General features: G+C 61.7%; 17 protein-coding genes and 1 tRNA gene. 8 read left to right on the top strand and 10 right to left on the bottom strand.

Annotation, left to right across the window (positions count from 1 at the left end; translation table 11 throughout):
- Positions 1-38: 38 nt before the first annotated feature.
- Together EHF33_RS12310 and EHF33_RS12305 are read left to right on the top strand one after the other, a co-directional pair.
- Complete coding sequence (locus EHF33_RS12310; protein ID WP_164473475.1) at positions 39-1,595, top strand: restriction endonuclease subunit S; 1,557 nt, start codon at positions 39-41, stop codon at positions 1,593-1,595.
- A gap of 81 nt (positions 1,596-1,676) precedes the next feature.
- Complete coding sequence (locus EHF33_RS12305) at positions 1,677-2,891, top strand: Fic family protein (protein ID WP_124871981.1); 1,215 nt, start codon at positions 1,677-1,679, stop codon at positions 2,889-2,891.
- Between the two features lie 14 nt (positions 2,892-2,905).
- On the opposite strand, the gene EHF33_RS12300 is transcribed toward EHF33_RS12305, so the two are convergent.
- Positions 2,906-4,156 (bottom strand): hypothetical protein, encoded by a 1,251-nt coding sequence (locus EHF33_RS12300; RefSeq protein WP_124871979.1) that lies wholly within the window; start codon positions 4,154-4,156, stop codon positions 2,906-2,908.
- A 41-nt stretch (positions 4,157-4,197) separates the two neighbouring features.
- On the opposite strand from EHF33_RS12300, the gene EHF33_RS12295 reads away from it, so the two are divergent.
- Positions 4,198-5,682, top strand: a complete 1,485-nt coding sequence (locus EHF33_RS12295) for a type I restriction-modification system subunit M (RefSeq protein WP_124871976.1) — start codon at positions 4,198-4,200, stop codon at positions 5,680-5,682.
- Here EHF33_RS12295 and EHF33_RS12290 read toward each other — a convergent pair.
- The gene (locus EHF33_RS12290) at positions 5,622-7,412 is read right to left on the bottom strand and encodes a TOTE conflict system archaeo-eukaryotic primase domain-containing protein (protein WP_124871973.1); all 1,791 of its coding nucleotides are present in this window, start codon (positions 7,410-7,412) and stop codon (positions 5,622-5,624) included. The genes EHF33_RS12295 and EHF33_RS12290 overlap by 61 nt on opposite strands.
- A gap of 107 nt (positions 7,413-7,519) precedes the next feature.
- Here EHF33_RS12290 and EHF33_RS12285 point away from each other — a divergent pair, with 107 nt between their 5' ends.
- The 3 genes from EHF33_RS12285 to EHF33_RS12275 all read left to right on the top strand — a co-directional run bounded on the left by EHF33_RS12285 (position 7,520) and on the right by EHF33_RS12275 (position 9,616).
- Positions 7,520-8,701 (top strand): tyrosine-type recombinase/integrase, encoded by a 1,182-nt coding sequence (locus tag EHF33_RS12285; protein WP_124871970.1) that lies wholly within the window; start codon positions 7,520-7,522, stop codon positions 8,699-8,701.
- Between the two features lie 99 nt (positions 8,702-8,800).
- A tRNA-Arg gene (locus EHF33_RS12280) sits at positions 8,801-8,877 on the top strand.
- A gap of 157 nt (positions 8,878-9,034) precedes the next feature.
- Entirely contained in the window at positions 9,035-9,616 is a 582-nt protein-coding gene (locus EHF33_RS12275) for a DUF2726 domain-containing protein (protein ID WP_124871967.1), read from the top strand.
- Positions 9,617-9,685: 69 nt separating this feature from the next.
- Here the strand turns inward: EHF33_RS12275 and EHF33_RS12270 are convergent, their stop codons facing one another.
- From EHF33_RS12270 to EHF33_RS12250, 5 genes are all read right to left on the bottom strand, one after another.
- A complete protein-coding gene (locus tag EHF33_RS12270; RefSeq protein WP_124871964.1) occupies positions 9,686-10,780 on the bottom strand; it encodes a glycosyltransferase family 2 protein in 1,095 nt (364 codons plus the stop codon).
- A gap of 73 nt (positions 10,781-10,853) precedes the next feature.
- Positions 10,854-11,846 carry a 3-oxoacyl-[acyl-carrier-protein] synthase III C-terminal domain-containing protein gene (locus tag EHF33_RS12265; RefSeq protein WP_124871961.1) on the bottom strand — a complete coding sequence of 331 codons (993 nt, stop codon included), beginning with the start codon at positions 11,844-11,846 and terminating at the stop codon, positions 10,854-10,856.
- A gap of 38 nt (positions 11,847-11,884) precedes the next feature.
- Positions 11,885-13,174, bottom strand: a complete 1,290-nt coding sequence (locus tag EHF33_RS12260; protein ID WP_241191163.1) for a F390 synthetase-related protein — start codon at positions 13,172-13,174, stop codon at positions 11,885-11,887.
- Complete coding sequence (locus tag EHF33_RS12255; RefSeq protein ID WP_124871954.1) at positions 13,167-14,015, bottom strand: MBL fold metallo-hydrolase; 849 nt, start codon at positions 14,013-14,015, stop codon at positions 13,167-13,169. The genes EHF33_RS12260 and EHF33_RS12255 overlap by 8 nt, the downstream gene beginning before the upstream one ends.
- Positions 14,012-14,962: an NAD-dependent epimerase/dehydratase family protein gene (locus EHF33_RS12250; RefSeq protein WP_124871952.1), complete on the bottom strand. Its 951-nt coding sequence runs from the start codon at positions 14,960-14,962 to the stop codon at positions 14,012-14,014. Before EHF33_RS12250 ends, EHF33_RS12255 begins: the two co-directional genes overlap by 4 nt.
- An 84-nt stretch (positions 14,963-15,046) precedes the next feature.
- On the opposite strand from EHF33_RS12250, the gene EHF33_RS12245 reads away from it, so the two are divergent.
- Positions 15,047-16,615, top strand: coding sequence for a DUF4153 domain-containing protein (locus EHF33_RS12245; RefSeq protein WP_124871949.1), 1,569 nt, complete (start codon positions 15,047-15,049; stop codon positions 16,613-16,615).
- Positions 16,616-17,000: 385 nt separating this feature from the next.
- Here EHF33_RS12245 and EHF33_RS12235 read toward each other — a convergent pair whose 3' ends face one another.
- Both EHF33_RS12235 and EHF33_RS12230 read right to left on the bottom strand, forming a co-directional pair.
- Positions 17,001-18,290 carry a DUF4384 domain-containing protein gene (locus EHF33_RS12235; RefSeq protein WP_124871946.1) on the bottom strand — a complete coding sequence of 430 codons (1,290 nt, stop codon included), beginning with the start codon at positions 18,288-18,290 and terminating at the stop codon, positions 17,001-17,003.
- A 115-nt stretch (positions 18,291-18,405) separates the two neighbouring features.
- Positions 18,406-19,317, bottom strand: a complete 912-nt coding sequence (locus EHF33_RS12230) for a GNAT family N-acetyltransferase (protein WP_164473474.1) — start codon at positions 19,315-19,317, stop codon at positions 18,406-18,408.
- A 102-nt stretch (positions 19,318-19,419) separates the two neighbouring features.
- On the opposite strand from EHF33_RS12230, the gene EHF33_RS12225 reads away from it, so the two are divergent.
- Positions 19,420-19,965, top strand: coding sequence for a hypothetical protein (locus EHF33_RS12225; protein ID WP_225429874.1), 546 nt, complete (start codon positions 19,420-19,422; stop codon positions 19,963-19,965).
- Positions 19,966-20,121: 156 nt separating this feature from the next.
- Here the strand turns inward: EHF33_RS12225 and EHF33_RS12220 are convergent, their stop codons facing one another.
- Complete coding sequence (locus EHF33_RS12220) at positions 20,122-21,261, bottom strand: acyl-CoA dehydrogenase family protein (RefSeq protein ID WP_124871939.1); 1,140 nt, start codon at positions 21,259-21,261, stop codon at positions 20,122-20,124.
- Positions 21,262-21,317 lie beyond the last annotated feature (56 nt).

The raw sequence follows: 21,317 nt of genomic DNA, 5'->3' as shown, positions 1-21,317 counted from the left end.
TGCGCTGCACAGGCGGCCTTAACTGTCAGAATGAGCCGATGACCGTTGTGGACGAACCGAGCAAAAATGACACCGAGCAGCTTCCAGTCGGGTGGGTGAGAACGACGCTAGGCAATGTTGGGGTGGTGAGTTCAGGTGGCACACCGCCTGCTGCCGATGAATCTAATTTTGGTGGCGCTATTCCTTGGATTACTCCAGCCGACTTGACTGGCTACAAAGAAAAATTCATTACAGGTGGGCGGCGCAACCTCTCAGAGCAAGGTTACAAGGCAAGTTCAGCCACGATTGTTGATACTGGGAGCGTTCTCTTCTCATCAAGAGCGCCTATAGGTTATGTCGCCCTCGCCCGAAACCCAATCAGCACGAATCAAGGTTTCAAAAACTTGACTCCCTACTCTGGAATTAGCTCAGATTACTTATATCACTACTTGAAATCTGCCAAACAACTTGCCCAAAGCTACGCCAGTGGCACGACGTTCTTAGAGTTGTCGGGGGCAAAGTTTGCTTCCCTCCCGCTCCCCCTCCCTCCCCTCCCCGAACAGCGCCGCATTGTCACCAAGATCGAGGAGCTGTTCAGCAAGCTGGACGCGGGCGTGGCCGAGCTGAAGCGCACGCAAGTGCTCCTCAAGCGCTACCGCCAGAGCCTACTGCACGCCGCCGTGACGGGCCAACTGAGCCGCACCTGGCGAGAAACACAAACAGGTGAGCTGGAAGACGCGGGGGAGCTGTTGGCCCGCATTCTGGACGAGCGGCGGGCCAAGTGGAAAGCCAGTGGGAAGAAGGGCAAATACGTCGAGCCGAAGGGGCCGGATGTATCGGGGCTGCCGGAGTTGCCGCAGGGGTGGGTGTGGACAAACCTAGGCCAAACCTTTGAAGTGGGCGTAGGGGCGACACCAAGCCGGGCACAGTCACATTTCTGGGGCGGAAACATTCCTTGGGTGAGTAGCGGCGAGGTCGCTTTCTGTAATATCAAGAAGACGCGGGAAACTATTACAGAAGCAGGCTACGCGGCCAGTTCAACTAAACTGCATCCAATCGGTACAGTGCTAATCGGGATGATTGGGGAAGGGAAAACCAGAGGACAAGTTGCGATCCTAAATATCGAAGCCTGCAATAACCAGAACTCAGCAGCCATTCGTGTTTCTGAGACCCCGATTTTACCGGAATACATCTATTACTTCTTGACTTCACAGTATGAAGAGAGCAGAAGAGCCGCTTCTGGGGGCAATCAACTTGCATTGAACAAAAGTCGAGTCGAGGTAATGAAATACCCCTTGCCTCCTCTCTCTGAGCAAGCACAAATCGTCACCGAAGTTGAGCGCCGTCTCTCCATTCTGGACAACATGCAGGCCACCGTCAGCGCCGAACTCAGGCGAGCCGAAAGCACGCGCCAGAGCATTTTGCACCGCGCCTTCTCCGGCCAACTGGTGCCGCAAGACAGTAGCGACGAACCCGCCAGCATACTGCTGGAGCGCATCAAAGCCGAGAAGGTAGCGGCGGGCACGGCGGCGATTCGCGGGCAAGGCAAGCGTGGGCGCAAACCGAAGGGCGCGGCTAATCAAGAAACCTTATTAGCGTCTGGGGCCGAAAACTGAAATAGCGGATCGGCTTGTTAGCGTCTGGTTGAATAAGGATCGGCGTTATTCCAGCTTTCAGCCTGTTGCTAGAATAACGCCGTGAATGCAGAGGCTTTTGGCGCGGCGAGTCCAGGCCGTCTGGTGCGGGTGGATTCGGCGGGCGAGGCGTTCGTGCCCAACGTGCTGCCGCCCGATCTAGTCTGGGATGGCAGATTGGCCAGGCTGCTCAGCGAGGCGGGGCACGCGTTGGGCGAACTCAAGACGCTGGCCCGCTTCCTGCCCAATCCGTACCTGTTTACCCGCCCCTTCGTGGTGCGTGAGGCGGTGCTGAGCAGCCAGATTGAAGGCACGCAGGCCAGCATCAGCGACGTGTACGCCCTGGAAGCGCAGGCCGCCCTCTTCCCGCAAGGCGAGCAACGCGCCGACGCCGAGGAGGTCAGCAACTATGTGCGGGCGCTGGAACACGGCTTGCGCTCCGAGTTGCCGATCAGCGCCCGGCTGCTGCGGGAGATGCACGCTTTGTTGATGAGCGGGGTGCGCGGCCAGCACCGGCAACCCGGCGAGTTCCGCCGCTCCCAGAACTGGATCGGCCCGCCAGGAGCCGAGCGCCGTGACGCGACGTATGTGCCGCCCCCGCCCGGCGACGAGTTGAGAGAGGCAATCAGCGCCCTGGAGCGCTTCATTCACGCCGACAACGACTTGCCGCCGCTGATTGAAATTGCCCTGATCCATTATCAGTTTGAGGCGATTCATCCCTTTGTGGACGGCAACGGGCGGATTGGTCGGCTGTTGATTACGCTGCTGTTGCTCCAGCGCGGGCTACTGTCTCAGCCGCTGCTCTACCTCTCGGCCTACTTCGAGCGGCATCGGGGCAGCTATTACGACTTGCTGCTGGGCGTTACCCTGCGCGGCGAGTGGCGGCAGTGGCTGGACTTCTTCCTGCGGGGCGTCGCACTTGAGGCCAGAGACGCCACCGTGCGGGCGCAGCACCTTCTCGACCTGCGGGAAAACTGGCGCAAGACCTACCAGCAAGGGCGGGTCAGCGGCACGCTGCTCAGCGCCCTGGACGTTCTGTTCAGCGCCCCAGTCCTGACCGTACGGCAGTTGGAGGCGCACCTGGAGGTGTCCTACACCAGTGCTCAGAAGATCATCGAGCGGTTGGAGTCGGGCGGCATTCTTGAAGAAGTCAGCGGTAAGCAGCGCAACCGGATTTACCGCGCTCCCGCTATCTTCGCCATTTTGGACGCCCAAGAACTCCGCGCCGAGGTGCCAGACCGGGGCAGCGCGGTGGAGACAATCACAGGCGGGGAGTGAGGATCAGGTATTTCTCAGTCGGCGGCGGCTAGAACGTCGCTGAAGACTTCAACCACTTGGCCCTGCTCGTCCAGTCGGGCTAGTAGAACAAGTGGTGTTGCCGTATCTGGCAAAGCGACTCGTGAGGCGTGGCTCAGTACCTCTCCCAGTTCGTTGATCTGCTCTAGGCTGGGATGAACATGCTGCTTTAATGCCTGCTCGTTGAGGCTCTGACGCCGATCACGCTGCTGCTTAAAGCGTGTCTCAACTTGGTAGCCCACTCCAGAAATGACCTGTTGCGGGCCTCGTAATAACCAGGGAACCGGGCGCTGTCGGTCTACCTCCAGCTTTGCGGGTGGGCTGAGTGGCAGAGCCTGAATCTGGCTGAGACTGTTCTGAATGCGTTCCATAGTGCGCTCGGCGCTGCTGCGATAACCGTTTGCCAGACCCTCTGACCATCCCGCTGCCGTACCAACAGCGAACGCCTGCGCCAGCGTGTTCAGCGCCAGTGCAAGCACCTGGGTTTGCTGGCCGAACTGTTCCAGGGTCTTAGCCTGCGCTGCCTGATCCCATGCTGGAGCCTGCTGAAGCATCCGTTCAATAGTCAACAGACGATGTTCTATCTGCGCTTCACCGATCTGGAAGGCTTGCCGGGCATCTTCCTCAATCACCCGTAAATCGTGTTCCTGAAGGTGGCCCGCGCTGAGGAGTTGACGGCCACGTTTCAGCGCTTGCAGGGCGCTCAGAAGCTGCGCCCGCTCTTTATCTTCAAGGAAGTCGGCGATATTGCTCAACTGGCCCGTAATTTTTTCCAGCTTGCCATCAATTTCGTCTAGGTAATGCTGAGCCGTTATCATGGCGGCGGCCTGCCAAGCAATCGTCGCCACATTTGCCAGTTTTGCCGCGTCCGCAGGTTTGAATCTAGCCCGGCCAGCCATTTCACGGGTCTGCTTATTGACAATGTTGCCAGACAGTCCCTTTCCACTCTTGACGAGTTCAACCGCCCCCTCGTTGAGTGCCTTCTGCATCTCTGGGGAAACGACCATTCGGTAGAGTTCGCCCCCCTTCCAGGCGTGTTGGGTAGCCACCGCTCCCTGCATACCGAGTTGAAGCAGTTGACCAAGTACAGCACGGTGTTCTGCCCCTGTTTTCAAGGGTTGCCGCAACGCAATACTGTCAGGCTCTACCGCTTCAATTTCCACTAGGGTAAGGTCAGAATCATCACCGGAAACGGGTTCGGGCTGGGCCATGAGGCAATATATGAGATTTTTGAGGGCATCGTCCATTTCGTTCAGCGTCTCCCCCGCTCCGCACTATCATGGCCCGCATGACTGCCCCCAGCCCAGCCCAGCTTGTTGCCCGCGTCTGGAACCTCGCCCATGTCCTCCGAAACGACGGGGTGGGCTACGGCGATTACTTGGAGCAAATTACCTTTCTCTTATTCCTCAAGATGGCCGATGAGATGGACGGCCAGCCCGACGCCCCACAAGTACCGGAAGAGTACCGCTGGGACAAGCTCTCAGAACTGACCGGCGCAGCGCTGGAAAGCCAGTACCGCCACACCCTTGAGGAGCTGGCCAAAGAAGACGGCTTGCTCGGCGTCATTTTCCGCAAAGCTCAGAACAAGATCAACGACCCAGCCAACCTCAAGCAAGTGGTCGGGCTGATTGGCCGCCAGCAATGGATGGGGCTGGGCTTCGACGTGAAGGGCGAGATTTACGAAGGGTTGCTGCAACGCAATGCCGAGGACGTGAAGGGCGGGGCCGGGCAATACTTCACGCCCCGGCCCTTGATTGATGCGGTGGTGGAAGTCGTCAATCCCAAACCCGGCGAGACAATTGCTGATCCAGCTTGCGGAACAGGGGGCTTTCTACTTAGCGCCCGTGATTACCTCGCCACCCAGTACAACCTTGACCCCGAACAGCGCCGAACCTTGCGCGAATCCACCTTCCACGGCACTGACATCGTGGACAGCGTGGTGCGCCTGGCCGCCATGAATATGTTTCTCCACGGCATCGGCGGCAAATCCACGCCAGTGGAGCGGGCCGATAGCTTAGCGAAGCAGCCCTCAATGGGCGTGGACATCGTGCTGGCCAACCCGCCGTTCGGGGTCAAAGGCACGATGGTTGAACTGGACGCCGAGGGCAACGCCGTCAAACAGCAACAGAGTTACGCCCGCACCGATTTCACCGCTACGACGAGCAATAAACAACTGAACTTCTTGCAGCACATCCTTACGCTGCTCAACGTCGGGGGCCGGGCTGCCGTGGTGGTGCCGGACAACGTGCTGTTTGAAGCAGGCGCGGGCGAGACGATCCGCCGCAGGCTCCTTCACGACTGCAATCTGCACACCATCCTGCGGCTGCCCACTGGCATCTTCTACGCTCAGGGCGTGAAGGCCAATGTCCTGTTCTTCGACCGCCACGCCAGCGGCGAGACGCATCAGACGAGCCAGGTCTGGGTTTACGATCTGCGAACCAACCTGCACTTCACCCTTAAAACTCGGCAAATGAAAGCGGCTGATCTACGCGACTTCGTGGAGGTTTACCACGCCGATGACCGCAGCCAGCGGCAGGAAAGTGAACGTTTCAAGCGCTACACGCTCGATGAGGTGCTGGCCCGCGACAAGGTGAACTTGGACATTTTCTGGCTCAAAGACGACAGCTTGGAGGAAGGCAGTGATTTGCCCGCCCCACAACTGCTGGCCGCCGAGATCGTGGAGAGTCTGGAAGCCGCGCTTGAGGAGTTTCGTCAGGTGGCCGACGAGCTGGGTGAGGAAGTCGGCGAGTCGTCGTTGGCCGTCAGTGGCTGAGAGTTGGCCACTTGCTGAGCAATGATGTGTTTCCTGTACCGCCTGGACTTCTCTGTTGCCTCTTCTCTCTGTCCTTCCCGACGCCCAGTGCTGCCGTCTGAACGTTGACGCCGTTCTAACAAGTCACGCCAATTGTCAACCAAGTCCATGAAAGCTCCTCTACCACTCCCACGCTCATGGACGATCTGGTCTGAAACTAGTGTAGAAAGCGGCTCGTTGAGGTCTTGCCAGCGAGTTGCCATGCTAGAGGCTAAGTCTTCCCTTGTCTGCGGCAAGCCGCACCAGATCAACAAATCTACGATCTGCTCACGGGTCTTTCCCAGAGCGCCACCACCGTTTCGCAGAGCCGGTGACAAACCGAAGCACTCCCTATCTTGGCCCCCCCTTAAAAGAATACTTCGTTTTGTCACCAGCAGAACGAATGAGCCGGATTTGCCTTCAAACGAACATTTGGCTCGGCTCAGTAATCCGGCAGCTTCTAACCGGCCCAGACTGTTCCCCAACGTATTCGAGGAGGCCACGTTCGCTTCGTCGTTAAGCTGTGACCAGGCCACGCTGAGTTCCACTCCTTCAGGGTGCAGAATCCCGTATTCCCAAGCCAGATACAAAAGCGCCTTATACAAGCTGCGGTCGGTCTTGCCTGCCTTGCCCGGCCACGGCTGGCTCATCAAGTCGTACACGCCTACATCCAGCAGTTCCCTGACCTCGGCGAGTTCAGCGGCGCGGGGCAGTTCCACGTCGGCTTCCTCGTAAAAGTGAGCGGCGTTGAGCATTTCTCCAGCCTCTTGCCGTTTGAGGCCCGCTTCAATGGCTTGCTCACGGTCTGCGGCTTGCTCATCGTTGCAACTCTCCACCAAGTCCATCACGTCGTCCCGAATGGTGTCGGGGTCAATGCCCAAATCCACCCCGTAAGCCGTCACTGCAACCGTCAGATAATGCCGCCGTCCTTCTTGCCAGAGGGAGTTGAGCCGTTTTAGCTCAAAATTCCAGCGTAGTGAGGGGTCGTCCAGCACGCTGGGCAACCGGGAAGTGAGCTTGGGCCGCTCTTTTGGACGAACCCTAGCCAGGAATTTCTCGACACTTTTTAAGTTGCCGAGCTTGACGAAGGCTTTGGCGCTCTGTAAGGGCGCTGCCGCAAGTTCCCACAAATCAAGCTGCGCCCCCGTCAATGGGCTGTACAGCGGATTGGCTCCGAGACCGTCTTGGGCCGCGCCCCGGTAAGGCAGCATGATCCCTACACCTTTGCCCGAAGCAGCAACAGGACGGAGGTGAATATCGATGTGGCCCTGCTTCTTCGCTGCCCGCTTGAGGAACGCCAACGTTTTATAGGCTTGTTTCAACGTCACCGCCTCATCGAGAAAGAACCAGACGTGTGCCCCACGTCCAGTGGTGCCGTGGGAAACCGTGAACACCAAACCGTGCTGAGTCAGTACCGAGAAAAAATCGGCTAGATCAGTGGGAGTCGCTTCGTCAAAATCCATCACGGCCCAAGGGGTACGCCAGATGGTGCCGGACAGAATGCCGGGCATCAAGCCGAGACTGCCCACCACATCCCACGAGCTTGGATCAAGGTGTTGCGCGTAATCATTGCTGCCAGCACGTCTCTTAATTTCAAGCACATTTTTGCGTTGTCCAGCTTCAGGCTCATAGGCCCGCAAATGCCTCTGAGAGGTGGCTGGAAAGAGTTTCATCATCAATTGCGTCAGTTCGCCGTGCTGTTTTTCGCTCATACAAAGAGTTTCCACTTCTACCATCATTTTCGTTTAACGAAACATTTAGGCGCTTACGACACTATCTCTACAGCTCATTCACTCGGGGAGCTGTGGGAGAACCAACGATGACCAGAACAGTTCAAAAAGAGGAACACAGCAGCCGTCGCAGCAATGGCGATGGATCGGTCACACAAGATCGCAAACTGGCGAACGGCGAAAACGTTTACCAGTGGCGGATTCGGGTCAAACTACCGACCGGACAGACGAAGCGGCTCACCGGGACTTTCCAGGGCCGCAGCAAGCAGGAAGCCAGGGAAGCCATGTACGCCGCCAAGACTGCTGCCGAGAACGGCTCAGCGCCGCAAGCCACCCGCAGCATGACCATCGGGGACTTGTTGAGCGAGTGGATGGAACAAGGCCGCGTTTATGACGGAGTGAGGCCCAGAACCCTGCAACTCCAGTCTGATCTCATTCGCCTGCACATCCTCCCGCGAATTGGCGACTGGACAGTGGCCGCTCTCAATCCCACGCTGCTGGAGGAATACCACCGGACACTGATTAAAGAAACCAAGTTAACTCGGAGCCGCGCTCAAATTCACAGCCTGCTGAACCAAGCCTTGAGCTACGCCGTTCGCCGAGGCTATCTGATTGCCAATCCGCTGCGTGAAGTCAAGCTCCCCAAACGACCGCAGATCATGGGTGCTGCGGCCCAGACAACCATCAAAGCTTGGACACCCGAACAAGCAGGTCAACTGGCAGAAGCCGCCCTCAAGGACGGCAGCGTGTTTGCTTACGCCATCGTCTTTGCGCTGCGAACGGGTCTGAGGCTTGGTGAAGTGTTCGGCCTGCGCTGGGAATGCGTTGACCTGACCGAGGGCTGGCTCAAGGTGGAAGAGGTGCTGTCCACTCACGGCCCGCTCAGCCGCAGCATCACATCGCCTAAAACAACACAGTCATGCCGCAAGATCAAGCTTGGCCGCTCGGCTCTGGAATGCCTTGATCACCTGAAAGCCGCTCAAACGGAGCAAGGCCATCCCGACGCCGACTACGTGTTTGCGACCCGTGAAGGCACGATGCAGCACCCCAACAATGTCAACCGTACCCTCAAGCGGCTGCTGACCAAAGCTGGACTGCCCCGCTACTCTTTTCATAGCCTGCGGCACACCTTCGTGAGTATCGCCGCTCATCAAAACTGGTCTATCAAGGCGGTATCAGTGTACGTCGGGCACGCCAACACGGTTATCACGCAGACGACCTACATGCACCTATGGCCCGAACACCAGGAAGCCATTGAGCTTGATCTGTAGGGAATGGGCAACGAATGGGCAACGCCCTTCAAATTCTCCCGCTGGGGTGCTACAGTGCTTCGGCGGGAATATCGGCTCAGACGGCCCGTACAACCCCAAGCACCCTTAGCTCAGTTGGATAGAGCAACCGCCTTCTAAGCGGTCGGTCGCTGGTTCGAATCCAGCAGGGTGCACCACCAGCACGGCAACGCAAAGGCCCACCGTAAAAAGTGGGCTTTTGCGTTTTTGGCTGACGCTTGGAGCAGCCAAGTTTCTCAACTGGGGCCGGAGTGCTGACCGAGCTGTACTTGCCGTACTTGATTGTGTGACTCATCCCCACGTAGCCTAGCCAGCATGGAATTTCTTGCCCTGCTGCTGTTGGTCGCCGTGATCTGGTTTATTGCCTGGTTCCGGCGCAAAGCGGCCCGCAAGCCTCAGCCGCGCAAACGTCTCCGGCCAGCACCCTCTGGCAAAGTTGCCGCAGTAAGAATCACAGCCGGAGGAACCACAGCCGAGGGGAGTCAAATCCCCGCCAGCTTCCCCGTTCAGGCCAAGCAGTATTTTTTCAGCCGCAGCGAAGGCCAGTTTTACGAAACCTTGCTGGAAGCCTTGCAAGGCGGCCCCTACATCGCTTTTCCCAATGTGCGCCTCAACGACCTGATGCTGATCAAAGCCAGCGGCAGCGAGCGCCAAGCCGTGCTGGGCCGCCTGCGAGACAAGCACGTTGACTTTTTGATCGTGGCCCGCGCCCAGTACAGGCCGGTGCTGGGCATCGAACTCGACGGCGCGTCGCACGAAAACGACCAGCAGCAGTACCGCGACGCCGTCAAAGACACCTTGTTCGCCAGTGCGCGGTTGCCGCTTTTGCGGCTCGACGCCCGCCGACTCTACCGCCCCGCCGAGTTGAGCAAGCTGCTCAACTCGGCGCTTGAATGAGTGCTGTTCCCTCTTCAGTCAATTTCACTCGCCGACCAGATGCAGCAAGTCGAGGCGGGCCCACTCCCCTTACTTCTGCACGTACGTCCTGCCCTTCCAAGTCACCCGCTTGCCGAGAGCGCGGCGGTAAGCCGGAAAGGCCAGCAGCGGCGTGATCGGCGCGAGAAACCCCTCCGCCAAATCGAGCGGGCGGGTGCGGCCCGTGACCAGATTGACCAGACTGCGCTCCAACAGCCCGGCCAGCCGCAGCCACCAAGGCATGGGCAGCAGCCAGGGCAAGGTATAGACCGCCAGGTGCCACAGCCCCGAGAGAATCAGCAGCGGGCGCGAGTGCAGGTGAATCGCCAGCGAGTTCTTGCCGAAGCCCGTCACCGAGGCGGGGTAACTCCCGTACATGGTGACGCCCACCGCCGACGCGCCGAGGGCCAGGGTCAGCCGCCCGCCCTGCTTCTTGAGCCGCCGGGCCAGCTGGGTGTCCTCCAGAATCTGCGCCCGCACGCCGCTGTAGCCCCCAGCCAGCTCGAAGGCGGGGCGGCGAAAGGCCATCAGCTGGCCGTTGCCGGTGCTGAGGCTGGGCTGCGGCCAGCTGATCATCGGGTACGGCAAGTAACACAGCACCACGGCGTCCACCAGCGGTGTCAGAAAGCGTGCGCCCAGCGTCAGGCGTTCGGGCCGGGGCAGCACACTCAGCAGATCGGCCTGCTTGTCGCCCAATTCATGCAAAATCGCGCCGAGTGCACCCGGCTTCCAGGCCACGTCGGCGTCGGTAAAGATCAGGACGTCGCCGCTGGCCGCCTGGCCGAGTTGCTGACAGGCCCAGGGCTTGCCGTACCAGCCGTCCGGCAGTGGCTGGCCGCTGATGACGCTTGCGCCCAGTCGGCGGGCCACCTCGGCGGTGCCGTCGCTGCTCTGGTCGTCCAGCACGATCACCTCATCCGCGCCCTGGGCCAGCAGCCCCGGCAGGGTGCGTGGCAGGTTGTGGGCCTCGTCACGTGCCGGAATCAACAGCGAGACGCGCCGTCGCAGGGCCGGAGCAGGTGTGTCGCGCGGACGAAGGCGCGGAAAGGTGAGGGCATTGGTCAGCAGTACCGCGCTTTTGAGAATGAAGAACCCAGCGGCAGCGCCGAGATAGAGGGAAAACAGGCGGGAAGGCGGGCGGGGCATGCAAGCGGCAGTCTAGAGCCTGGGCCGCATCCGGAGCCGGGAGAAAAGGTACGGAAGGAAAGGAACCCAGCACTCAAAGCGTTACGATCAGGCCGCCCACCGTGAGGCCCGCGCCGGTGCCGACCAGCAGCAGGCGGTCGCCGGGATTGGCCCGCCCGCTGCTGAGCGTCTGGTGCAGGGTCAGCGGCAGGCTGGCGGCGATCACGTTGCCCAGCGTCGGCAGGGTCACTTCTATCCGCTCCTCGGGCCAACCGTAGCGCCGCATCAGGGCGAGGCCCGACGCGCTGGCCTGGTGCGGAATCACGCGGTCAATGCCCGGCAGCCCGGCGCTCAGGCCAGGGCGCAACCGCTCCAGAAAACCCGGCACCACCCTGCTGGCGAGTTTCAGGATGCTCAGCCCCTGCATCTCGAACAGGTAATCCTCGCGCTGGATGCCGCCAGGGCTTCGGTCATTGAGCAGGCTGCCGCCGCCCCGAATCTGGGTGTGGGCCGCGCCCTCCGGGTAGGTTTCGAAACGGGCGGCGTGCAGGCCCTGGGCCGCGCTCTCGGCAGGCCCCAGCAGCACCGCCGCCGCTCCGTCACCAATCAGCAGGCTGCTCTCGGCCTCGGCGAAATTCAGTCCCAGGCTGCCCGACTCGCTGCTAACGATCAGGACATGCTGTGCCCGCTGCGTACCGATCAGCAGGGCGGCGTGCTGGAGCGCCAGCAAAAAGCTCAGGCAGGTGCCGTGCAGGCTGTAGGCGGCCAGTCCACTTGCCCCCAGTTCGCGGGCGTATAGCGCCGCGCCGTCGGGAATCGGTTGCAGCTGGCTGCCGGAGGCGTTGAGCAGCACGTCCACGTCGCCGATTTCAAGTTGAGCTGCCGAGAGCGCTTCACGCGCTGCCTGTGCGCCCAGTGCCAGCGCGGTTTCGCCTTCCGAGAGCCAGCGCCGCTCACGCACCCCGCTGCGCGCCTCGGCCACACCAGCGGGCACGCTACATAGTGCGGCCACTTCCGCTGTCGTGACCACCCGCTGCGGCAACGCCTGGGCGGTGGAGAGGATTCGGAAGGGCAGCGGGGTGGTCATACGGTCAGTCTGCACCAAATCGCGGCGGCACGCACCGCTCAGTGCCAGCTCCGCACCACCCGCCGCCGCTTGGCTCCCGGCAAATCGGCCAGCAGCGGGCCGAAGGTTAGTTCTATGTCACCCACGCCCAGGCGCGTGAATGCCGCTCCTATTTCGTGTCCCGCTGCTTCCCGCAGGGCGGGCGCGTCCGGGTCGAGCTGAAGATGCAACGTCGCCGCCCCCACCTGCTCGGCCCGGTACTCACACAGGGAGGCCACCCGGTTGAGCGCTCCCCGCACGAAGTCCGGCCAGATAGTGAGGCGGGTGCCGGAGGCCGAGGGCAGATTCAGGGCGTCGTCCTGCCGCCCGGCGATTTGCACCACCCGCCGGGCGGCCTGTCCGCAGGTGCAGCCGTCCGCCAGCACCAGCAGGTCGTTGAGGCGGTGGCGGATCATTGGCTGGGCGCGGCGGCGCAAATCGGTCAGGACAGGTTGGACATACCCATTGCCCAGTGCCTCGAAGTCGAAGTGAACGTGCGCCTCGTTGAGATGCAAGTGGCCGTGCGGGCAGGGCAGGGCCAGCAGCCCCTCGGTGGCCTGATACACCTCCACCACCGGGCCGAACCCGGCTTGCAGCGCGGTGCGGTCAGCGTCTTCGAGTACCTCGGCCACGCTGACGACGCGCTCGGGGTAGGCGGTGGCTCCAGCATTGAGCAGGGCGCGCAGCACACTCGGTGGGCCGATCAGCAAGGTGGGCCGGGCAGCGGTGAGGCGCTCGGCCAATTCGTCTACGGGCCGTAGCAGATCCAGAAACTCGAAGTGCAGGCGTGAGCTACCCACACTCCGGTAGAGCTGGCCCTCGGCCCGCAGCACGAAGGCCACCCGCTGCCGCCGGAGCAGGCCCGCGGGCCAGTCTGGCAGCAGGTGGCGCAGCACCGCCCCGGCCCACTGGAGGCGCTCGGCGCGGCTGACCAGAAAGGCACCCTGGCTGCCACTGGTGCCGCTCGAGAGACCTACCGTCAGGTTTCCGGGCAGGCCGGGCGAGAAGTCGCGGCTGGCCTCGGCGCGGCGGGCCACGTCCAGCACCTCGGCCAGCGTCACTCCGGCGGTGTTGAGGGTATCGAAATTCGCCATCATTTCGGCCTTGCTGATCGGCGGAAGCTGTCGCCACTGGCCCACGCTCAGGCCCGCTTGCCGGAAGCGTTGGGCGGTGTAGGAGCTGTGAACGGCGACCCAGCGCAGCTGCTCGGCGGCCAGCCGGGATTGATGGCGTTCTAGCGTGGCGCGGTCACGAAACATCAGGCGGCTTTCGTTCAGCGCGTGAGTCAGCACTCTCAGGCGGTCAAACACTGGATTCCGGCTCCGGTGCATCGTGGCTGACGATCACGCGGGTTCGGGGGTGAGCGGCAAGCCAGTCACGGAGCTGCTCACGGCTGCGCTGGCCCTGCTTCACGTCCCAGGACAGCAGATTGGCAAGCGGGTGGCCCGCCTCGCCGCTTCGGGCCGCTTTCGCACTCCAAGCGGCGTCGCTGGCCAGCAGGGTCAGGCCGCCGCCGTTGCCGTCCAGCGCAGCATCTTCACGCGTTCGCACCACCAGGGCAATCATGCCCGGCGCGTGGCCCGGCACGGGTAGGGCGTACACGCTGCCGTCGCCGAACACGTCGGCCACCTGCTCAAAGGGGGCGAAAGCCGGTGGAGCGGGTTTAAACGTCAGCGCCCGACTTCTGGCCTCGAAATCTGGCGGCAGGAGTTCTGGCAAAAAGGCCCGCCGCACCGCCCGCAGGCCCCGCAAGCCCCGGAGCGGTGGATAGGCTCCAGCGTCGAGATATATGTCCGCCGCTGGAAAGTCGCGCAGCGCTCCCACATGATCGGCGTGCAGGTGTGAGACGATCACGTGCCGCACGTCCTGAGCCGTGATGCCGAGGCGGGCGAGCTGCGCCAGCGGCGTTTGCCAGGGCTGGAGGCGAACCGGCGTGATGAGTCCATACAGCAGACCCGGCCAGCGCCGCATCAGCTCCGGCACCCGGAAACTGTAGCCGGTATCGAACAGCACCGCACCCCGCACCGGGTGCAGCAGCAGGGCAAAGCCTGCCGGATACACCTTCACCCGCCAGGCTGCGCCGCGTTCGGTCAGTGCGGCAATATTCAGACACTCGCCCGCTGCCAGAGGCACCACCCTTACAACGGTCATAAGTAGGCAAACACGGTCTTCAGGCCGTCCTCTGGGTGAATGAGCGGCGCGTAACCCAGCACTGCACGGGCACGGCTGAGGTCCAGCGTCATGGGACGGGTCAGCAGGCGCAAACCACTGGCGGTGATCGGCGGCTCGGGTTGGCCAGGGCGCAGGCGATAGACCGCTTCCAGCAGCGCGGCGGCCCCCTCGGCTAGCCTGGCCGGAACGAAGCGCGTCGGACGCGGTACTTTCAACACATCGGCCAGTCGGTCGAGGGTGGCCCAGATCGGCACGCTCACGCCGTCGGTGATGTTGAACAGCCCGGCGGCGTGTCCCTCCAGGGCCAGTTGAGCAGCGTGAACCACGTTGTCCACGTGCGTCAGCTCGGTATGGACTTCATGGTGGGTCAGCCTTGGCAGCCGTCCGGCCCGCAGCACCCGCGCCAGCCGGGGCATGATGCTGGTGTCGCCAGGACCGTAAATGCCACGCGGGCGCAAAATGGCGGCCCCTGGCATCACCGCCTGCACGTCCTGCTCCGCCAGAAATTTGCTGCGGGCATACAAGCTCTCAAAGCGCCGCCCAGTGGATGCGGACTCGGGTACCTGCCGGGTCAGGCCGGTGGCGTTGTAGACACTGGGCGTGCTGATATGCACCAGCCTGACCCCCCGCCGGGCGCAGTCGCGGGCAAGCCGGGCGCTCACCTCCACATTGTCGGTGTAGAAGTCGGCCCAGTGGCCCCACAGTGACGAACGGGCCGCGCAGTGCAGCACAGCGTCTACACCTTCGAGCAACTCGCCGGGACCGTCCCGGAGGTCAAAGGCCCGGAAACGCACTCCCGAGCGCTGGAGCGCCGCGCCCCGCGCCGCGTCTCGCCCGGTCCCCATCACGCTGTGGCCCGCCTGCTCAAGCGTCCGCGCCGCCGCGCCGCCCAGAAAGCCAGTCGCGCCCGTCACCAGTATTCGCATGGCCCCAGAATAGGGCGTCGGGGCAAGCGGGCCTGTCTTACACATCATACACATCACACTCACAGCACTTATGCTGATGAAACCGTGACCGAAGCCGATGCCCCGCCGACAAGCCCGTTGCCCGTCCTGCTGCCGCCTCCCCCTCTGCCCGCACCTCCCCGCGACGCCTTGCCGCTGCTGCTCACCGTGGGCCTGAGCCTGCTGGCCGTCGCCCTGACCCGGAACAGCGACTTTGGCCTGAATGGTTTGCTGCTCTACGCCGCCCTGGTCGGCTCGGTGCTGGCCGTTCTCAGATGGCGGGGTGTTCAGCTCCAGAAGTCAGCTCTGGGCGTGCTGGGTCTGGGACTCGCCTGCGGCCTCGGTGTGGCGGTGAGAAGCGGCCCACTGATGACCGGCCTCAATCTGCTGGCTTTGGCGGTGGCGCTGGCCCTCGGTACGGCCTACGCGGCGCTGCCGGGACTGAGCTCGGTGGGGGTCGGCGGCGTCTTGCTGACGGGCCTGCTGAGCATGGGGCGAATGGTGTACGGCTTTCCGACTTTGCTGGGCCGCTTTCCCTGGACGCGGCTGCGCGGCAGGCCACAGCAGCGCCACTACGGTGGGCGGATGCTGGTCGGTGTGCTGCTGACCATTCCGGTGCTGCTGGTATTCGGGGCGCTCCTCAGCTCGGCAGACGAGCGCTTCGGACAACTGCTTTCACGGCTGTTCGAGTGGAATCTGGGCGATCTCCCTAGCATCTTGCTTCAGCTCGGCGTCTGGCTTTTCTTTCTGGGCGGCCTGGTGTACGCCGCTCTGCTGGCACGCCGCGCCGCACCTGACCTGAGTCATCTGGAGAGCGCCACCCCCCGACTTGGTTTGATTGAACTGGGTCTGCCGCTCATCAGCCTGAGCTTGCTGTTCTGCGTTTACCTAGGTCTCCAGGCCAGCTCTTTTTTCGGCAGCGCCCTGGTTGTGGGTCTGACCTACAGTGAAGCGGCCCGGCAAGGCTTCGGTCAGCTCACCGCCGTCGCCGCGCTGACACTTGCCCTCTTGCTGCTCACGCACACCCTGCTGCGGCGCGAGCTTCGGCTGGGCTGGCCTTACCGACTCATCAGCGCCGCCGTGTTGCTGCCGCTGTCGCTGGTGATTCTCAGCGCTTACCTCAAACTCAGTGGGTACATCAGCGCTTACGGCCTCAGCGAAATTCGGGTGCTGGGAGCGCTGTTCCTGAGCTGGGTGAGCGTCTCGCTGCTGGCCTTCGCTCTGCTCGGCTGGCGAGGGCGTCTGGAGCGCTTCGCTTACTTCAGCCTCATCAGCGGCCTGAGCTTCATCGCGGGCCTGAACGTGGTCAATCCGGGCCGCCTGATCGCCAGCGTCAACATTCAGCGCGACATTGAGGACGTAAGGACAAGTCAGCGCAGCAGCCACCAAGAAGCCAATTTCTTCCAATTGCTTGATTTGGGCGCGGACGCCGTGCCGCTGATCACGGCCAACCTGAACCGCCTGACCTCTGCCGGCAATAGCGTGTCTACCGCCTCTGAGGACTACCCCAGCAAACCCTCGCGCGGCCAAGCCGAACAAGCGCTGCGCGAGCGCTTTCCAAGCTCAGCAGATTGGCGAAGCTGGAACTGGGCGCGGTGGCGGGCCGGAAAGCAGGTGGAGAGTCTGGGGTATTGAGCGGTTTGTTTGACGATCAAAGGGGCCAGATACGTTTAGCGATCTGGCCCCCTCTTTTTGAAAAACCTCAGCTGTGCAAGCCCGCTCTGACAGCGTCTTTGAGTGTAGTGGTGGGCCGCCCGATCAACTTGCTCAAATCACCGCTGTCGGTGAAGAGTTCGCCCCGCACCGCTTTGGTATCAGCGTCAGCCAGCTTGTCGGCGGGGTGGCGCGGTCAGCCACCACAAACGCTGAGAAGACGCAGCGCCGAGTGCATGCCTAAGCACCGTGCCGAACGCAGCGTCCCGCCTTCCTCACCACCGGGCAACGCGTTGGGAGGGTGGAGACGGCAAACAGCAACGCGTTGATATGCCCGCCGAAGCCCACTCCCCAACCGCCCACCGCCTTATTTGCGGTAAATCTTATAGACCCCGTTCTGATAGCGAATGCTGCCACCCTCAAAGTCGCCCGCCCAGCCGCCATTCATCAAAAACTGGTCGCGGGTGGGAAAGCCAAGGAAGCTGCCTGAACCGCCCAGCCCCTGATACTTTTTGAGCAAGTCGCCGACCAACCAGTAGGTGCCGTACTTCTCGGAGGAGTAGAGCGCCCCGGTTTGGAAAAACCCGTAAAGGCCGGTGGTGCCGTAGAGGTTGCGCGGAATGATCTTTTCGTCGCCCGCCGCCCAGCCGAGGCGAGTCGGGGGCTTGGTGCCGCCGTTTTCAGCTTGGCTGAGGGCCAGATAGCGCTCCAAAATCCGTCCGTGAACGGCGAATGCGCGGTTGCTGCCGTCCGCGTGCAAGATCACCGCTTTGCCGTAAGCCGCCGCACCCGTGAATTTTTGCCAAACGCCGGTGCCCCAGCGCGTCACGTAGGTTTCGGCGCTGCCGAGGGCCTGCGCTCCGGTGGTGCGGTCGAACGCCTCACGGATGGACGAGTCGAAGCTGTGGTCGGGCCGCTCGCCGGGTTGGATGGCGGCAACGGGTGTCACGGGGGCTGGACTCACCGGAGCAGGCTGAACCGGAAGCGGCTGAACGGGTGCGGGCTGCACCGGCGCAGGCTGAGCAGGCGGCACGATCACCACAATCGGGCCGGTGGCCTGCGGATTGCCCTGTCCACGCAGCCCTACGCCGTACCAAGTCACCGCTGTCACCCAGTCTTGGGCATCCAGGTTGCTGACCGCGCCCGAGAGCACTTCACCGAGTTTGGCTTCACCCTGCACCGTTACCGCCGCGAAGCCCTGCGATCCGGCGAAGTCGGCGATGTCGCTCAGGTCGAGCGGTACGCGGCTGGCCAGTGCCAGCACCCGGTCTTGACCGCGTGGGCCGCCCACCGTCAAGGTGTACTGCGCTCCGCTGCCGGGAAAAACCATCCGCTGTCCGGCCCGCACGAAGTTGCCCTGAGTGCCGTCGTAGCCGTTGGGCACGAATAAGCTGATCTCGCCGACACTGTTGACATCAAACAGGTACACGTAAGCGTCTTGGGTGACTTGCACGCCGACCCTGATCTGCTCGCCGATGCGGTAGTTGGCAACGCCCTGCCCCTGCGGGTCTTTGTTGACCCACACCCGCACATCGAGCGCAGGCTGGGCCGGGTTGACGATGATGCTCTGCGGGCTGAGCGTAGCGCCGCTGGCCAGGGCGGGCGAAGCGAGCAGGGCGGCAGTCAGGGCCAGTAGAACGGCTTTTTTAGTAAACATGGGAACCTCCAGAGCAGCTTCAGATTCAAACCAACTCAGATGCTGCTTACTGTTGGCCCGCCGCCTGACTTAAAACTGAAGCGGGCAGGGAAACCAGAAAAAGGTTAAGAGCGCGTCAGCTTGAACCTGAGCGCCGCACTTCCCAGCGCCCATGCTGGCGCACATAGCCCAGCTTTTCGTTGACGCGCAGCATGGCAAGGTTGGCAGCGTGGTTGTGGGTGCGGACATCACTGACGCCCGCCGCTTTCAGTCGACGCAGCAGTTCGGCTTTCATCAAGTAGGCCAGACCCAACCCTTTAGCGGTGTCGGCCACGCCAGTCATCTGGTTGTAGACCATGCCCGGCATGTCGAGCGCCGCCGTGAAGCCCATAAGCCGCCCACCCCGCCGGGCGCAGACCAGCCACTCGGGGCGCATCTGGGGACTGAGCTGCACAGCTTTGCGGGCCGTTTCCACGCTCCATTTCGGCAAGCCCTGCGCGTCCGGCGTTTGGGCAAAAGTTTCAATCAAGAGGGCGGCCAGTTCATCCCACTCGGCAGCGCTGGCACCCGCCATGTCGCCCAGCGTAACGCCTTCCGGCAGCGGCTGGGCGTGCTGAGCGGGGTCAAACTCCTGGGGGTCGAGCTTACTCTCAAAGCGGTGGGCGTGAAACACAAAGCCGCGCTTCTCGGCCCAGGCCAGACTCGGCGGATCATCGTCGGCAATATTGGCGCTCAAAAGTTTGCCGGTTTGCTCAGCGAGCTTGAGGAGCGCTGTGCCGAAGCCGCGCCCGTGTGCTCCGGGTTCAACCCACACATTCAGCCGCAGCGAATCCGGCGGGCCATAGTCGTTGGCTTCCCAGTCACAGAGGGCCAGCGTCGCCCCGTCCTCCTCCACCAACCACTGCGCGGAGATCTCAGGGCAGGCCTCAAGGCGTTGGAAACGGAGTTCTAAACGCTCCAAGGTGAGCGGGCGGCTCAGCAACGCGGCGTAAAGCGGCATCAAAGCGGGCAAATCTTGAAGAGTGACGCGGCGCGGATCAGGCTTCATCTTCCGTAACTTACTGCAAACTGTTCGGTTTCTGATTAAAGGTTCAGCATTCCTCATGCTTGACACATCGTCAGAAGTGGGCCAGCCGTTACTCTGAAAGTCATGAAGCGTCTTTATCAAGGAGCGGCAACCGTGTTCTTCGGTTTACTGGCCACCAGTTTGGCCCAAGCCGCCACCGCCAAGCTCCCCAATTTGCCGCTCAGCGTGGAAACCAGCGATACCCTGCTGACGCTGACTCCCGCCGCCATTCAAAAAATTTACCCGGCCCAGAGCCGCCCCGAAGCCGTCTTTTTGACCAACGACAAAAAAGTGACGATGGGCTTCGAGTGGCGGCAAACCAGCCTCAATCCCAACGAAGTCAGCGGCTTGGTCAGTCAATTTCCCGCCGTGATCAAAGCGCAGGTGGCGGGCCTCAAAACCCTCTCGCCCAAGTTGCTGACCATTCAGGGCATTCCCTGGGCGCAGTTCGTGTATACCTTGGCCGGCAAAAATGGTGATCTGCGCCGCGAAATGCTGGTGACGAGTGCCAATGGCCGGATGCTGATTTTGAATGTGGACTCTTCGATGAAAGATTACAGCGCCAATGACATCGCGGTGCGAACTTTCGTCAACGGCATCAAAGTTTCACAGGGGATCGCCACACCGTAAAGGTTTAGTGTTTGAAGGAGTGTGCAATAAAGGGGCCGCTAACAAGGCGGCCCCTTTATTCTTTGGAGCTGTATGTCGAACTGAATCTAAACTTCCGTTCATTCCGACATAGACAGCAAGTGAATGAAAGAAAATGGCTCATTCACTTGCTGTTTCTTACTTCAGTAAATTCCGCGCGATGATGACCCGCTGAATCTCGTTGGTTCCTTCGTAAATCGTGTTGAGTTTCACGTCACGCAGCAGTTTTTCGACTGGGTATTCACCGACGTAGCCGTAACCGCCGTGAACTTGAATCGCTTCGTTGGCGGCGTCGAAGGCCATTTCTGAGCAGTAGGCTTTGGCAATGGCGGCTTCCGTGGCGTGCGGTTTGCCTTGATCCACCAGCCAAGCGGCTTTCCAAGTCATCAAGCGGCCCGTTTCGATGCCCATCGCCATTTCTGCCAGCTTGAACTGAATGGCCTGATAAGTGGTGATCGGCTTGCCAAAAGCCTCGCGCTCCTTGGCGTACTTAATACTTTCGTCGAGCGCCCGCCGCGCCACACCTACCGAGCCCGCCGCGACTGGCACGCGGGTTTTGTCGAGCGTTTTCATAGCAATTTTGAAGCCGTCACCGAGACCGCCGAGCTGGTTTTCTTTGGGCACGCGCACGTTTTCAAACACCAGTTCGGCGGTCAGGCTGGCCCGCTGACCCATTTTGTGCTTGATTTTGTTGGACGAAAAGCCGGCCGCGCCTTTAGGCACCACCAGCGCGACAGTGGCGCGGTGGCCACCCGCTTTGTCTGTGGTGGCAAACACCACCGTAATTTCGGCGATGCCGCCGTTGGAAATCCACATCTTGGTGCCGTTGATGACCCACTCGTCGCCGTCCAGCACGGCAGTGGTGCTCATGGCGGCCGCGTCCGAGCCGTTGTTGGGTTCCGACAGAGCGAAGGCGGCCAGACTGGGTTTCTGGGTCAGCGGCGTCAGAAAGCGCTTTTGCTGCTCCTCGGTGCCGCCCACCACAATCGGCGTAATGCCCAGATCGGAGGCCATCAGCACGGTGTAAATGCCCATGCAGCCGTAAGCGATCTCCTCGCCGATAATGGATTCGTCGAGCATGCCCAGCTCCAGGCCGCCCGCGTGTTCGGGAATGCTGAGGTTTAAGAGGCCCACTTCAAAGGCCTTTTCCACGACTTGCCAGGGCAGTTCTTCTTTTTGGTCGTACTCGGAGGCAATCGGCATAATTTCGCGGCGGGTAAAATCGCGGGCGAGTTGCTGAAGCTGCTTTTGTTCGTCGGTCAGCGAAAAGTCAATCATGGGTGGGTGCTCCTTAAAATCAGTGGGGAAAGTTTATGAAAACTGAGTTTGGACTG

The sequence above is a fragment of the Deinococcus psychrotolerans genome (genome assembly GCF_003860465.1).
Taxonomy (GTDB): Bacteria; Deinococcota; Deinococci; order Deinococcales; family Deinococcaceae; genus Deinococcus; species Deinococcus psychrotolerans.
Note: the sequence above shows the minus strand (reverse complement) of the source record. Positions and strands in the feature narration are given on the sequence as shown.